Here is a 14690-nt window from a genome sequence, read left to right as displayed (position 1 = left end):
CACACCATGGCGGAGATCACCAGCGACGTCGTCGTGATCGGTGCGGGCGCGGCCGGCCTCAGCGCGGCGACGCGCCTACGGAAGGCAGGGCACTCGGTGACCGTCCTCGAGGCCCGAGACCGGGTCGGCGGGCGCACCTGGACCCGCGACATCGACGGCGCGATGCTCGAGATAGGCGGCCAGTGGGTCTCGCCCGACCAGAGCGCGCTCATCGAGACGCTCGACGAGCTCGGACTCGAGACCTACGAGCGCTACCGCGACGGCGAGAGCATCTACATCGACCACGCGGGGGAGCGGCACAGCTACTCCGGCGACATCTTCCCGGCCGGTGCCAGCACCGAGGCCGAGATCGAGCGCCTCATCGGGGTCCTCGATGCGCTCGTCGCCGACGTCGGCGCCCGTGAGCCGTGGGCGCACGCGAAGGCCGCCGAGTACGACGCGATCTCCTGGCACCACTGGCTGCGCACGCAGTCGAGCGACGAGCGGGCATGCGAGATCGTCTCGATCTTCGTGGCCGAGGCGATGCTCACCAAGCCCGCCTACTCGTTCAGCCTGCTGCAGGCGCTGCTGATGGCGGCATCCGCCGGCAGCTTCTCCAACCTCGTCGACGAGGGCTTCATCCTCGACCGTCGCGTGGTCGGCGGCATGCAGCAGGTCTCCGAGCGGCTCGCCGCATCGCTCGGCGACGACGTGGTGCTCAACGCGCCCGTGCGACGCCTCGAGCACACCGCTGACGGCGTGGTCGCGCACGCGGATGGCGGCGTCGTCGTGCGCGCACGCCGCGCGATCGTCGCGGTGCCGCCGAACCTCTACGACCGCATCGACTTCCAGCCGTCGCTGCCGCGCCTGCGCCAGCAGATGCACCAGCACCTCTCGCTCGGCCTGGTCATCAAGGTGCACGCGGTGTACTCGACGCCGTTCTGGCGCAAGGCTGGCCTCTCGGGCACCGTGTTCGCCCCGTACAACGCGCTGCACGAGGTCTACGACAACACCAACCACGAGGACGAGCGGGGCACCCTCGTCGCCTTCATCTCCGACCTGAAGGCCGACGCATCCTTCGGTCTCGGCCCTGAGGCGCAGCGCACCGCGATCCTCGAGCAGCTGGCCACTTACTTCGGCCCCGAGGCGCTCGAGCCCGAGGTGTTCTACCTCTCGGACTGGGGCGAGGAGGAGTGGACGCGCGGCGCCTACGCCGCCAGCTTCGACATCGGCGGCCTGTCGCGCTACGGCGCACTGCAGCGCGCGCCGCACGGATCGCTGCACTGGGCGTGCAGCGACATCGCCGCGGAGGGCTACCAGCACGTCGACGGAGCCATCCGCCGTGGCTGGGCAGCCGCCGACGAGATCATCGGGACGCTCGGCGCCTGAGGCGCCGAGCACAGAACGCACGACGGAGCAGTCAATGACGACTACAGCAGACAAGACAGACACCGGGATCTCGAGCAAGGGACTCGCGCCCGGCACGGTCGGCATCCTCGGCGCGGTGGTGATCGGCATCTCGACGATCGCGCCCGCCTACACCTTCACGGCAGCGATCGGTCCGACGGTCAGCGCCGTCGGCGTGCAGGTGCCGGCGATCATCCTGCTCGGCTTCATCCCGATGCTGCTGGTCGCCTTCGGCTACCGGGAGCTCAACAAGGCGATGCCGGATGCGGGCACCTCGTTCACCTGGGGAACGCGTGCGTTCGGCCCCTACGTGGGCTGGATGGCCGGCTGGGGTCTCATCATCGCGACCGTGCTCGTGCTCTCGAACCTCGCAGGCATCGCGGTCGACTTCCTCTTCCTGCTGATCGCTCAGATCACCGGGAACGGAGCGATCGCCGAAATGGCGAGCAACCCCTTCATCAACGTCGCCGTGTGCTTGGCCTTCATGGCGGGCGCCACCTGGATCTCCTACCGCGACATCAGCACGGCGCAGAAGGTGCAGTACTGGTTCGTCGGCTTCCAGCTGCTCGTGCTCGTCACCTTTGGCGTGACGGCGCTGGTGCGTGCCCAGTCGGGCGACGCGGTGCAGTACACGCCGGTCGACCCCTCGTGGTTCAACGTGCTGCAGGCGCCGTCGGTCACCTCGGTCGTCGCGGGTCTGTCGCTGTCGATCTTCATCTTCTGGGGATGGGATGTCGTGCTGACGATGAACGAGGAGGCGAAGGATCCCGAGCGCACGCCCGGTCAGGCTGCCGCCATCACGATCATCATCGTGCTCGGCCTCTACCTGCTGCTCGCCATCGGCCTGCTCACCTTCGCGGGCAACGGCGACACGGGGCTGGGTCTCGGCAATCCTGACATCCAGGACAACGTGCTCTTCTTCCTCTCCGACCCGATCATGGGCCCGCTCGGCTGGCTGATCTCGCTCGCGGTGCTCTCCTCGTCGGCCGCCTCGCTGCAGTCGACCGCGCTGTCGCCGGCTCGCACGCTGCTGGCGATGGGGCACTACAAGGCCGTGCCGGCCCGGTTCGCCGCGGTGCACCCCCGCTTCAAGACGCCCGGCTTCGCAGCGGTCATGTCGGCACTGGTGGCGAGCGTCTTCTACGCCGTCATGCGCTTCATCAGCGAGAACGTGCTGTGGGACACGATCACGGCGCTCGGCATGATGGTCTGCTTCTACTACGGCATCACGGCGCTGAGCGCGGTCTGGTACTTCCGCGTGACGGCGCTGACGTCGGCGAAGCGCTTCCTCACGCAGATGCTCAGCCCGCTGCTCGGTGGCGTGGCGCTGATGGTGCTGTTCGTGCAGACGCTCATCGATAGCTTCGACCCGGCCTACGGCTCGGGATCGGAGATCGGCGGTGTCGGCCTCGTCGGCATCCTGGGCGTGTTCATGCTGCTGCTGGGCGTCGTGCTCATGCTCATCATGCGCGTGAAGTCGCCCGAGTTCTTCCGCGGCGAGGTGCTGCCGAAGGGCGTCAACAAGGGCGACCTCGACACGAAGGCGCTCTTCATCAAGTAGGCAGGCCGCTGCCGTCGGGGCGCGGATCGAGACCCAATCGCGGTCTCGGTCCGCGCCCCGCGGTGCTACTCGGCGACGCTCGGCGTGAGGGTGATCACGTTCGCCCACGGGTCGTCGAAGCGGATGCCGCGCCCGTCATCCGCGACCGCGACGCCGCGCGCCGTGAGCCGCTCGCGGGCCGCACCGACAGCATCCGCATCGGGCACCGCGATCTGCACGCGACCCAGGCCGAGCGTGTCGACGCGACGGCCGGCGCCGCGCGAGTTCCACACGTTCATCGCCATGTGGTGGTGGTAGCCGCCGGCGCTCACGAACAGCGCCGAGCCTGCGATCGAGGCGGTCTCTGCGAAGCCGAGCGCGCCGACGTAGAAGTCACGCGCGGTCGCGACGTCGCCGACCTGCAGGTGCACGTGGCCGATCGTCGCGTCCACCGGCGCACTCGACGACTGCCCGAAGCTGCCGCGATCGAGGTGCTCGCTGACGAAGCGGTTGGGGTCGATGAACTCGGTGGTCATGAAGACCTGCCCGTTCTTCCATGACCACCGGTCGCGCGGCCGGTCGACGTAGAGCTCGACCCCGTTGCCGTCCGGATCGGCGAAGTAGAAGGCTTCCGAGACATGGTGGTCACCCGTGCCCGCGAACTGGATGCCCGGCAACTGGCTCATGCGCACCACGGCCGCGGCCAGCGCCGCGTGAGTCGGGTAGAGGATCGCCGTGTGGAACAGGCCCGCGTCGGCCGGGTTCGGGCCGCGCAGGCCCGGCGCCTCCTCGAGCACGAGGATCGCGCGGCCGTCGACACCGAGCTCGACGACCCCCGGCCGTTCGGCCACGTGCTCCAGGCCAACGCCGGCGGTGTACCAGTGCACCAGTCGGGCCAGCGAGGCCGTCTTCAGCATCACCGGGCCCATGGCGGTGTCGTCGGGCAGCAGGTCGGTCGTGGTGGTCATCGGTTCCTCCAGTAGAGGCAACGCCGCGGCGGCCGGACCATTCCGTCAGCGCCGACTCCACCGACGACGAGATTCTCGGGGATGCGCGAACCCACCCGGCGTTCGCACTGCGGGTGCCGCAGACGTAGGCGCGTGCCGGCTACCGCCGCCCGAGGTCGCGCTCGAGCACCGGCGCGAGGCGGAACGGGATGAGCTCGCCCATCGACAGCCACGTCTCGGTGCGCTCGACGCCCTTGCACGCGAGCACCAGCTTGTTGACGCGGTAGAGATCCTCGGCGTCGCGGCACACGACTCGCACGAGCACATCCGCCTGCCCGGAGAGCCCGAACGCCTGCACGACCTCGGGGATCTGGCGCAGCTGCTCGACCACCGAGTCGATGCGGGGCTGATCGACGTGCGTGGCCATGAAGACCGTCAGCGGGTAGCCGAGCGCGGCGGCGTGGAGCCGGCGATCGAAGCCCTGCAGCGCATCCGACGCCTCGAGCGCAGCCACCCGGCTCTGCACCGTGTTGCGCGCGAGGCCGAGCTGCTCGGCGATCGCGGCGTTGGTGATGCGGGGATGCCGCGTCAGCTCGAGCAGGATCTTCCGGTCTGTGTCATCGACGATGCGCATGGTGCGCAATCTAGCGCAGGGTAGGCGCCAGCGGAATGCGCGGCCTGCGCAGCGAGCGTGTCGCTGATTGCGCGAAGTGCCTCATGGCACTACGTTCGGAGCACGATCTTCGGACGACCCGTCCTGCGGATCCACCGGCGCCCAGAAGGTGCTTCGAACAAGGAGGTTCGATCGTGTCGATCACGGTTCCCGCTCCCGACCCTGCGCTCGCCGCCGGGCTCGATTCCCCCCTGCAGGTGCTCGACCTCGACGGCAGCAGGCTGACGAACGAGCTGCTCGACCCCTATCTCACCGACATCGATGAGTCGGCGCTCACGAACCTCTACGTCGACATGGTGCGCGTGCGCCGCCTCGACACCGAAGCCTTCGCCCTGACTCGTCAGGGCCAGCTCGTGCTGTGGCCGCCGCTGCTCGGCCAGGAGGCCGCGCAGGTGGGCCCTGCCACGGCACTGGGCGAGAAGGACTGGGTCTTCGGCTCCTACCGCGAGCACGGCTTCGCGCTGCTGCGCGGCGCCGACATGGCCGAGTTCTCGCGCATCTGGAAGGCGCACGCGCACAGCGGCTGGTCGCCGCAGGAGATCCGCATGGCGCCCGCGCAGATCATCATCGGCGCGCAGTCGCTGCACGGCGTCGGCTACGCCATGGCCGCCAAGATGGATGGCGCCGACGAGGTCGCGCTCACGGCCTTCGGCGACGGTGCCACGAGCGAGGGCGACGTCAACGAGGCGCTCGTGTGGGCCGCGAGCTTCCAGGCGCCAGTGGTCTTCCTCTGCCAGAACAACCAGTACGCCATCTCCGAGCCCGTCGCGCTGCAGTCGGGCGTGCCGCTGGCGCTGCGCCCCACCGGCTTCGGCGTGCCGTCCATGCGCGTCGACGGCAACGACGTGCTCGCCATGCACGCCGCGGCCCGTATCGCCTTCGAGCGCGCCCGCTCGGGTGGCGGGCCGACGTTCATCGAGGCCGTCACCTACCGCCGCGGACCGCACACCAGCACCGACGACCCCAAGCGCTACCGCGAGGACGCCGAGCTCCAGAGCTGGGTGGAGAAGGATCCGGTGGAGCGGGTCGAGCGTGCGCTCGAGCTCATGGGAGCCAACATGGAGGCGGTGCGCGCGGAGGCCAAGATCCGCGCCGACCAGCTCGCCAAGGAGTTCCGCGCCGCGTGCGAGCAGGCTCAGCCGCCGGCTGCCGAGTCGATCTTCGACGAGGTCTACGCACAGCCCACCAAGCGCCTCCAGCGTCAGCGCCTGGAGCACCGCGCATTCGCAGCCAGCATTGAGGCAAAGGCATGACTGAGACACTGAACCTGGCCAAGGCCGTCAACGCGGCGCTCGCCGACGAGCTCGAGGGCGACGACCGCGTGCTGCTGATGGGCGAGGACATCGGCAAGCTCGGCGGCGTCTTCCGCGTCACCGACGGCCTGCAGGCCCGCTTCGGCACGCAGCGCGTCATCGACACGCCGCTGGCCGAGTCGGCCATCATCGGCACGGCGGTCGGCATGAGCTACCGCGGCTACCGCGTGGTCGCCGAGATCCAGTTCGACGGCTTCATCTACCCCGCGTTCGACCAGATCGTCGCGCAGGTCGCGAAGCTGCGCTACCGCACCAAGGGCGGCGTCCCCATGCCGCTCACGATCCGCGTGCCGTTCGGCGGCGCCATCGGCTCGGTCGAGCACCACTCGGAGTCGCCCGAGTCGTACTTCGCGCACACCGCCGGGCTGCGCGTCGTGACCGCGTCGACGCCGCAGGAGGCCTACTCGACGCTGCGCGCCGCGATCCAGAGCGACGACCCGGTGCTGTTCTTCGAGCCGAAGGGCAAGTACTACACGAAGGGCGAGGTCGACCGCACGATCGTGCGCGACCTCGAGACGGCCAACATCGTGGCGAGCGGCCGCGACGTGACGATCGCCGCCTACGGGCCGACCGTCGACACGGCGCTGCGCGCGGCGATCGCCGCCGCCGATGAGGGCATCGAGATCGAGGTCATCGACCTGCGCTCGATCTCGCCGCTGGACGTCGACACGGTCGTCGAGTCGGTGCGCCGCACCGGCCGTCTGATCGTCACCCACGAGGCGGCCAACGAGTCGTCGGTGTCGAGCGAGCTCGTCGCCTCGGTCGCCGAGCGCGCCTTCCAGCACCTGGAGGCCGCGCCCGAGCGCGTCACCGGCTACGACACCCCCTACCCGCCGTCGGCCGTCGAGCACGACTACCTGCCGAGCATCGACCGGCTGCTCGACGCCGTCGACCGCACCCTCGGCCGCCGCAACTCGCGCACCGATCTCGACTACAGCGCCCTCGAGGGCGCCATGACCGCTGGAGCCGCACGATGAAGACCTTCATGCTGCCCGACCTGGGCGAGGGCCTGACCGACAGCGAGATCGTCGCCTGGCGCGTCGCCGAGGGCGACACGGTCGAGCTCAACCAGCCGCTCGCCGACATCGAGACCGCCAAGGCGGTCGTCGAGCTGCCGAGCCCCTACGAGGGCACCATCGCCAAGCTGCACGCCGGCGAGGGCGAGACCGTCGACGTGGGCGCGCCGCTCATCGACTTCGACCTGGGCGGCGACGACAGCGCCGCTCCCGCGTCGGAGACGCCCGCGGCATCCGCCCCGGCCTCCGAGGATTCCGATGCGTCCGCGAAGCCCGGCCCGGTGGGCGAGGAGCCGGATGTCGTGAGCGCGCCCGCCTCGGCGCCTGCTGCGGCAGAGGAGAGCGTCGCCGCGCAGGCGGAGGCCGCCGCCGACGACAAGCCCGAGAAGGTGTCGGTGCTCGTCGGCCACATCACCGTGCACGGCGGCAAGCCCACGCGCGCCAAGCGCACCTGGGATGTGGAGCCGTTCGACCGCGCCGCATTGGAGAGCTCGGCGCGGCGCGGCCCGAACCGCGCCATGCCGCCCGTGCGGAAGCTCGCCAAGGAGCGCGGCATCGACCTGCAGTCGGTGCGCCCGAGCGGCGCCGACGGCCTCGTCACCCGCGCCGACATCGAGAGCGCGGGCACTGCATCCGCTGCCGCTCCCGCACAGGCACCCGCGTCGACGCGCGAGAAGATCACGGGGCTGCGCAAGCACACGGCCGCCGCGATGTCGAAGTCGGCGCTCACGGTGCCGCACGCCGCCACCTTCCACCAGGTCGACGTGACCGAGACGCTCGCGCTCGCCAAGAGCGGCGACGCCTCGTTCCTGGCGCTGGCCAGCCGAGCGATCCTGCTCGCCGCCAAGCGCTGGCCCGATGTCACCGCCGCCTTCCACGCCGACACGAACGAGCTCGAGCGCTTCGCGCACGTCAACCTCGGCATCGCGGTCTCCACCGACCGCGGCCTCGTGGTCGCCTCGGTGGATGAGGCCGAGACGATGGATGCCGTGCAGTTGACGGCCGAGATCCGCGACCGCGCCGTGCGCGCCCGCGAGGGCAAGCTGTCGATGGAGGAGCTCACCTCCTCGAACATCACCATCTCGAACGTAGGCGTCTTCGGCGTCGACGGCGGCATCCCCATCCTCAACCCGGGGGAGTCCGCGATCATCGCGCTGGGCGCGATCCGCAAGCTGCCGTGGAACCACCAGGGCGAGATCGCGCTGCGCGACATCTGCACCGTGACGATCTCGTTCGACCACCGCGTGCTCGACGGCCGCGAGGCGGCGGGCTTCCTCGCCGACATCGTCGCGGTGCTCGAGCGGCCGAGCCTGGCGCTCGCGCGCTGAGGATCTGGCACGGTAGGGGGATGCAGCAGCTGACCACCCGCGTCGACACCACGTCGGACGCGGCGACGACCAATCGTGCCGCCATGGAGGCGCTCGTGGGCGAGCTGCGCGAGCGCCTCGGCCGCGTCGCGCCGGGCGGGCCGGAGTCGAGCCGCGAGCGGCACGTCGCGCGCGGCAAGCTCCTGGCGCGCGACCGCATCGACGCGCTGCTCGACCCGGGCAGCCCGTTCCTCGAGGTCGCGCCGCTCGCCGCGTGGGGGGTCTACGGCAAGGACGTCGACGGCACCGGCGGTCAGGATGCGCCATCCGCCGGCATCGTCGCCGGCATCGGGCTCGTGCATGGCAGGCACGTCATGGTCATCGCCAACGACGCCACGGTCAAGGGCGGCACCTACTACCCGCTCACGGTCAAGAAGCACCTGCGCGCGCAGCAGATCGCGCGCGAGAACCGGCTGCCGTGCATCGCGCTCGTCGACTCCGGCGGCGCGTTCCTGCCGATGCAGGACGAGGTCTTCCCCGACCGCGAGCACTTCGGCCGCATCTTCTTCAACCAGGCGCAGCTCTCGTCGCTCGGCATCCCGCAGCTGGCGGCCGTGATGGGCTCGTCGACCGCCGGCGGCGCCTACGTGCCGGCGATGAGCGACGAGACGGTCATCGTGCGCGACCAGGGCACCATCTTCCTGGGCGGCCCGCCGCTCGTGAAGGCCGCCACCGGTGAGGTCATCGACGCCGAGTCGCTCGGCGGCGGGGTGCTGCACGCCGAGGTCTCCGGCGTCGTCGACCACCTCGCCGACGACGACGCGCACGCGCTCGAGATCGTGCGCGACATGGTCGCCTCGCTGCCGCCCGGCGACCGGGCCGCCACGGCCGGCGCCGTCCCGGCGAAGCAGCAGTCGTTCGCCTGGTTCAGCTATGCGCCGCTCAGCGCGATCGAAGACGAGAACGCGCCGGCGGTCGACCCGGCGACGCTCTATGACGCGATCCCGCCCGACCTGCAGACGCCCTACGACGCGCACGAGATCATCGCGCGCATCGTCGACCGCAGCGAGTTCCACGAGTTCAAGGCCGGCTACGGCGACACGCTCGTGACCGGCTTCGCCGAGCTGCACGGGCACACCGTCGGCATCATCGCCAACAACGGCGTGCTCTTCAGCGAGTCGGCCATGAAGGGCGCGCACTTCATCGAACTGTGCGACCAGCGCGGCGTGCCGCTCGTGTTCCTGCAGAACATCACCGGCTTCATGGTGGGTTCGGAGGCCGAGCGCGGCGGCATCGCCAAGCACGGCGCCAAGATGGTCACCGCCGTCGCCACCACGCGCGTGCCGAAGCTCACCGTCGTCGTCGGAGGATCCTTCGGCGCCGGCACCTACTCGATGTGCGGCCGGGCCTACGACCCCCGCTTCCTGTGGCTGTGGCCCAACGCGCGCGTGAGCGTGATGGGCGGGCCGCAGGCGGCATCCGTGCTCTCCACCGTGAAGCGCGAGCAGATCGAGGGCGCCGGCGAGGAGTGGACGGCCGAGCAGCAGGAGGCCTTCGAGCGCCCGGTGCGCGAGCAGTACGAGCGGCAGGGCAACCCCTACTACGCCTCCGCCAGGCTGTGGGACGACGGCGTGATCGACCCCGCAGACACCCGCCGCGTGCTCGGCATGGCGCTCGACGTCGTGACCGCCGTGCCGCTGCCCGAGCCGCGCTTCGGCGTCTTCAGGATGTGACCCGGATGCCCGACATGCCAGAGCACCCCATGTTCTCCACCGTGCTGGTCGCGAACCGCGGCGAGATCGCCATCCGCATCGCGCGCACGCTGCGCGAGAACGGCATCCGCGCGGTCGCCGTGCGTGCCGAGGACGACCCCTCGCCGCACCCGGAGCACTTCGACGAGGTCGTCTCGCTCGGCGCCGGGCCGCTGCGCGACACGTACCTGTCGATTGACAAGATCATCGCCGCGGCGAAGGAGACCGGCGCGCAGGCGATCCACCCCGGCTACGGCTTCCTGTCGGAGAACGCCGCGTTCGCGCAGGCTTGCGCCGATGCCGGCCTCGTGTTCATCGGCCCGCCCGCCTCGGCGATCGAGACCATGGGCGACAAGATCTCGGCCCGCCACGCGGTCGAGTCGCGCGGCGTCTCCACGGTGCCGGGCATCGCAGAGCCCGGCCTCGACGACGCCGCGCTCATCGCCGGCGCCGAGCGGGTCGGCTTCCCCGTGCTCATCAAGCCGGCCGCGGGCGGCGGCGGCAAGGGCATGTACCGGGTCGACGACGCCGCGGGGCTGCCGCCCGCGCTCGCCGCGGCCCGCCGCGAGGCGGCATCGTCGTTCGGCGACGACACGCTCTTCATCGAGCGCTTCGTCACCAGCCCGCGCCACATCGAGGTGCAGGTGCTCGCCGACACGCACGGCAACGTCATCCACCTGGGCGAGCGCGAGTGCTCGCTGCAGCGCCGCCACCAGAAGGTGATCGAGGAGGCGCCCAGCGCCCTGCTGACCGAGTCGCAGCGCGCCGCGATCGGTGAGGCGGCCGTCGAGACCGCCCGCTCGGTGGGCTACGTCGGCGCCGGCACGGTGGAGTTCATCGTCGCGGGCGACCGCCCCGACGAACCATTCTTCATGGAGATGAACACGCGCCTGCAGGTCGAGCACCCGGTGACCGAGATGGTCACGGGCGTCGACCTCGTGGAGCAGCAGCTGCGGATCGCCGCGGGGGAGCGGCTCGCCTTTGCGCAGCAGGATGTGACGCTCACGGGCCACGCGATCGAGGCGCGCATCTATGCCGAGGATCCGGCCGCGGGCTTCCTCCCCACCGGCGGCACCGTGCTCGAGCTCGACTGGCCGTACGACGGCGTCGAGGACGGCAGCGTGCGCATCGACGCGGGCGTGCAGCGCGGCGGCGAGGTCGGCTCGAGCTACGACCCGATGATCGCAAAGCTGATCGTGCACGGCGCGACGCGCGCCGAAGCGATCGACCGGCTGCGCGACGCGCTGGCCGAGACCAGCATCTTCGGCGTGATCACGAACCGCGGCTTCCTGAGGGCGCTGCTCGACGAGCCGAGCGTGCGCGCCGGCGACCTCGACACCGGCTTCATCGACCGGGAGGGCGAGCGCATCGCGGGCGACGGCGTGCCGAGCGCCGTGCTCGCCATGGTCGCCGCGGCCGAGCTGCCGCAAGGCGTCGGCCCGGTCGGTGCCTGGCACCTCGACGGCTGGCGCATCGGCGGCGCCGTCGGTCGCCGCACCCGCCTGCGGGACGGCGACGGTGAGGCGAGCGTGCAGGTGCTCGGCGAGCGCACGGTCGTCACGCGTGCCGACGGCACCGTCGATGCGCTGCCGACGCCGCGCGAGCAGTGGGTGCAGCAGACCCCGGCGGGCGCCTGGGTGCGCACCCCCGATGGCGACTTCCTGGTGGAGGCGCCCCCGCGCATCCGCCGTGGCCGCGGGCCCGCCGAGCCGACGCTCGCATCGCCGATGCCGGGCACGGTCGTCGCCGCGCATGTCGCCGACGGTGACACGGTCGCGGCGGGGCAGCCGGTCATCAGCGTCGAGGCCATGAAGATGGAGCATGTGCTGCGCGCACCCGTCGCCGGCACCGTGCACCTGCATGCCAGCGCCGGCGACCAGGTCACGCGCGGGCAGGAGCTCGCGACCGTCACGCCAGCCGAGGGGGAGAGCGCATGAGCGACCAGAGCAGCAGCGAGCAGGACATGAGCGAGCAGGGGAGCGGCGAGCAGCGCGTCACCGAGCAGCGCATCACGCAGCGCGGCCTCTACTTCGACGAGCTCGAGGAGGGCGTCGTCTACGAGCACCGGCCCGGTCGCACGATGACCGAGACCGACAACGTGCTCTTCACGACGCTGACGATGAACACGCAGCCACTGCACCTCGACCGCGCGTGGAGTGAGACGACCGAGTTCGGTGAGCCGCTCATGAACTCGATGCACACGCTCGCGACCATGGTGGGCCTGTCGGTGGGGCAGCTGACACAGGGCACGATCGTCGCGAACCTCGGCTTCAGCGACATCGCGTTCCCGGCGCCCGTGCGGCACGGCGACACGATCTACTGCGAGACGCGCGTGACCGGCAAGCGCGAGTCCGCGTCGCGCCCGGGTCAAGGCATCGCCACCTTCGAGCACCGCGCGCTCAACCAGCGCGGCGAGCTGGTCGCGAAGGCGGTGCGCACCGTGCTCATGCAGGTGTCGCCTGCCGCCTCGGGGACGGGCAACGCGTGAGCGCGGGCATGGAGACGCTCGGCATGGGCCCGGCGCTGCTGTTCTGCCCGGGTGACCGGCCCGACCGCTTCCAGAAGGCCGCGGACCGGTCGGATGCGGTGATCCTCGACCTCGAGGATGCCGTTGGTGCGGACTCGAAGGCTGCCGCTCGCGCCGCCATCGTGGAGGCAGGCCTCGACCCCGAGCACACCATCGTGCGTGTGCAGGCCGCATCCGCCGAGGGATTCGAGGCCGATCTCGCTGCAGTGGCCGAGTCGCCGTTCCGCACCGTCATGCTGGCGAAGACCGAGTCGGTGCACGACATCGACCGCGTCGTCGCCGCGGTGCGGGGCGTGCGGGTAGTGGCGCTCATCGAGACGGCTCGCGGCGTGCTGCAGGCCGAAACGATCGCCGCGCACGCGCAGGTGGTCGGCATGATGTGGGGCGCGGAGGATCTGGTGGCATCGCTCGGCGGCACCTCGAGCCGCTCGGAGTCTGGCGCCTACCGCGACGTGGCGGTGCAGGCGCGCAGCCGCGTGCTGCTGGCCGCCGGCGCGTTCGGCGTCACGGCCATCGACGCCATCCGCGCCGACATCGCCGATCTGGACGGCGCGCATGCCGAGGCGCTCGACGCGGCGGCGAGCGGCTTCAGCGCGAAGGCGGCGATCCACCCGAACCACATCGAGCCCTATCGGCGGGCGTTCGCGCCCACGGCCGAGCAGCTCGACGAGGCGCGCCGCATCCTGGCGGCGGCCGAGGTCACCCCCGGCGTGTTCTCCTTCGAGGGCCGGATGGTCGACGAGCCGATCCTGCGGCATGCGCGCAGCGTCGTCGCGAGGGCCACGCAGCACTGAGTCACCGCGCTGCGCCTCCCTCGGATCAACGTGCAGCGTTGCTAGCCTGCGAGCGCCGACCGAGGGGATAGCGCGTGGGACGACACCGATCTGGCGCAGATGCTGCGCGTCATCTGCAGCGGATCGGCGGCCGTACCGACGCGCGCCGGGTGCGGTTCGGCGGAGACGCACCGGCTCCTGACGCGAGCGAGCGCGCCACCGAGCGCGACCTATTCGGCGACGATCACGGCCACAGTCGTGGCCACGGCCACGGCCACGGCCATAGCCACGGCCACGGGCACGGGCAGCGATTGCGCGTCGGTGCCAGGCCGCGCCTGCTGCTCTGGTTGGCTCTCGCGCCGCTGCTCCTGGCGACCGTCGCCGGCTTGTTCGCGCTCTGGCCGAGCGCTGATGCGCTGCCCGAGCGACTCGCCTACTTCGGTCCGGGCGTCAGCGCGATGCACGCCACCGCATCCGGCGCCGCCGACCCGGAGACTGCGCTGGCGCCGGCTCGGCTCGACCACGGCACGGCGATCCAGGTGGTGGTGACGCCGGAGGCGCTCGGCGAGGTCGGCGTCGGCGACCGGCTGCGGGTCTACGACGTGCCGGAGGCGGCGGGCTACGGCAGCACCTACATCTTCATCGACTTCGCGCGCGAGATCCCGCTCGCGCTGCTGGTGCTGGCGTTCGTGGGCGTGGTGGTGCTCGTCGCCCGCTGGCGTGGCCTCGCCGCCATCGGCGGGCTCGCCGCGGCCTTCGCGGCGATCGCCGGCTTCACGCTGCCCGCGCTGCTCGCCGGGCAGCCGGCGTTGCCGGTCGCGATCGTGACCGCATCCCTGGTCATGTGCATCGTGCTCTACGTCGCCCACGGATTCAGTACGCGCACGACGACTGCGCTGCTGGGCACCCTCATCGGGCTGCTGCTCACCGGGGTGATCGCATGGGTGGCCACCGCGAGCACGCGCATCATGGGCACGGGCTCCGAGGAGTCGTCGATCCTGTTCCAGCAGATCGGGCTCGACCTGTCGGACGTGTTCATGTGCGGGCTGGTGCTGGCTGGAATGGGCGTGCTCAACGACGTCACCATCACGCAGGCGTCGGCGGTGTGGGAATTGCGCGCAGCGGCCCCGTCCGCGAGTCGCTGGCATCTATTCGAGCGCGCCATGCGCATTGGCCGCGACCACATCGCCTCGACGGTGTACACGATCGCCTTCGCCTACGTCGGGGCGGCGCTGCCGATGCTGCTGGTGCTGTGGCTGATGGATGCGCCGCTCGGCGTGCTTGCGACCACGGGGGAACTGGTGGAGGAGATCGTGCGCACGCTGGTCGGCTCGATCGGGCTCGTGCTCGCGATCCCGGTGACCACGGCGATTGCGGCGCTGGTCGTGCCGGCTGCGGTTCTGGATGCCGTGTCGAAGTCCGAGCTGACCACCGCTTCCGCTGACTTTCACTGACGC

At 71.0% G+C, this 14690-nt stretch carries 12 protein-coding genes; 10 read left to right on the top strand and 2 right to left on the bottom strand.

The annotated features are described in order from the left end of the window. The first annotated feature begins 6 nt into the window (after window positions 1–6). On the top strand, window positions 7–1368 hold the full coding sequence (locus ABG090_RS07425) for an NAD(P)/FAD-dependent oxidoreductase (protein ID WP_347753795.1): 1362 nt from the start codon (window positions 7–9) through the stop codon (window positions 1366–1368). Window positions 1369–1402: 34 nt separating this feature from the next. Continuing rightward, window positions 1403–2947, top strand: coding sequence for an APC family permease (locus ABG090_RS07420; RefSeq protein ID WP_347753793.1), 1545 nt, complete (start codon window positions 1403–1405; stop codon window positions 2945–2947). Between the two features lie 65 nt (window positions 2948–3012). Here ABG090_RS07420 and ABG090_RS07415 read toward each other — a convergent pair whose 3' ends face one another. Together ABG090_RS07415 and ABG090_RS07410 are read right to left on the bottom strand one after the other, a co-directional pair. Next, window positions 3013–3894 carry a VOC family protein gene (locus ABG090_RS07415; RefSeq protein WP_347753792.1) on the bottom strand — a complete coding sequence of 294 codons (882 nt, stop codon included), beginning with the start codon at window positions 3892–3894 and terminating at the stop codon, window positions 3013–3015. Window positions 3895–4033: 139 nt separating this feature from the next. After that, window positions 4034–4507, bottom strand: a complete 474-nt coding sequence (locus ABG090_RS07410; RefSeq protein WP_347753791.1) for an Lrp/AsnC family transcriptional regulator — start codon at window positions 4505–4507, stop codon at window positions 4034–4036. Between the two features lie 173 nt (window positions 4508–4680). Here ABG090_RS07410 and ABG090_RS07405 point away from each other — a divergent pair, with 173 nt between their 5' ends. From ABG090_RS07405 to ABG090_RS07370, 8 genes are all read left to right on the top strand, one after another. After that, entirely contained in the window at window positions 4681–5799 is a 1119-nt protein-coding gene (locus ABG090_RS07405; RefSeq protein WP_347753790.1) for a thiamine pyrophosphate-dependent enzyme, read from the top strand. After that, window positions 5796–6836, top strand: coding sequence for an alpha-ketoacid dehydrogenase subunit beta (locus ABG090_RS07400; RefSeq protein ID WP_347753789.1), 1041 nt, complete (start codon window positions 5796–5798; stop codon window positions 6834–6836). The genes ABG090_RS07405 and ABG090_RS07400 overlap by 4 nt, the downstream gene beginning before the upstream one ends. Then, window positions 6833–8203 carry a dihydrolipoamide acetyltransferase family protein gene (locus tag ABG090_RS07395; RefSeq protein ID WP_347753788.1) on the top strand — a complete coding sequence of 457 codons (1371 nt, stop codon included), beginning with the start codon at window positions 6833–6835 and terminating at the stop codon, window positions 8201–8203. The genes ABG090_RS07400 and ABG090_RS07395 overlap by 4 nt, the downstream gene beginning before the upstream one ends. Before the next feature lie 20 nt (window positions 8204–8223). Next, window positions 8224–9915 carry a carboxyl transferase domain-containing protein gene (locus tag ABG090_RS07390; protein WP_347753787.1) on the top strand — a complete coding sequence of 564 codons (1692 nt, stop codon included), beginning with the start codon at window positions 8224–8226 and terminating at the stop codon, window positions 9913–9915. A 14-nt stretch (window positions 9916–9929) separates the two neighbouring features. Then, on the top strand, window positions 9930–11870 hold the full coding sequence (locus tag ABG090_RS07385; protein WP_347753786.1) for a biotin carboxylase N-terminal domain-containing protein: 1941 nt from the start codon (window positions 9930–9932) through the stop codon (window positions 11868–11870). Between the two features lie 26 nt (window positions 11871–11896). Further along, window positions 11897–12421 carry a MaoC family dehydratase gene (locus ABG090_RS07380; RefSeq protein ID WP_347757551.1) on the top strand — a complete coding sequence of 175 codons (525 nt, stop codon included), beginning with the start codon at window positions 11897–11899 and terminating at the stop codon, window positions 12419–12421. An 8-nt stretch (window positions 12422–12429) separates the two neighbouring features. Continuing rightward, window positions 12430–13254, top strand: a complete 825-nt coding sequence (locus ABG090_RS07375) for a CoA ester lyase (RefSeq protein ID WP_347757549.1) — start codon at window positions 12430–12432, stop codon at window positions 13252–13254. Window positions 13255–13403: 149 nt separating this feature from the next. Next, the gene (locus tag ABG090_RS07370; protein ID WP_347753785.1) at window positions 13404–14687 is read left to right on the top strand and encodes a YibE/F family protein; all 1284 of its coding nucleotides are present in this window, start codon (window positions 13404–13406) and stop codon (window positions 14685–14687) included. Window positions 14688–14690: the final 3 nt, after the last annotated feature.

Origin of the sequence: Agrococcus sp. ProA11, from assembly GCF_039880525.1 — a bacterium.
GTDB classification, from domain to species: domain Bacteria; phylum Actinomycetota; class Actinomycetes; order Actinomycetales; family Microbacteriaceae; genus Agrococcus; species Agrococcus chionoecetis.
Note: the sequence above shows the minus strand (reverse complement) of the source record. Positions and strands in the feature narration are given on the sequence as shown.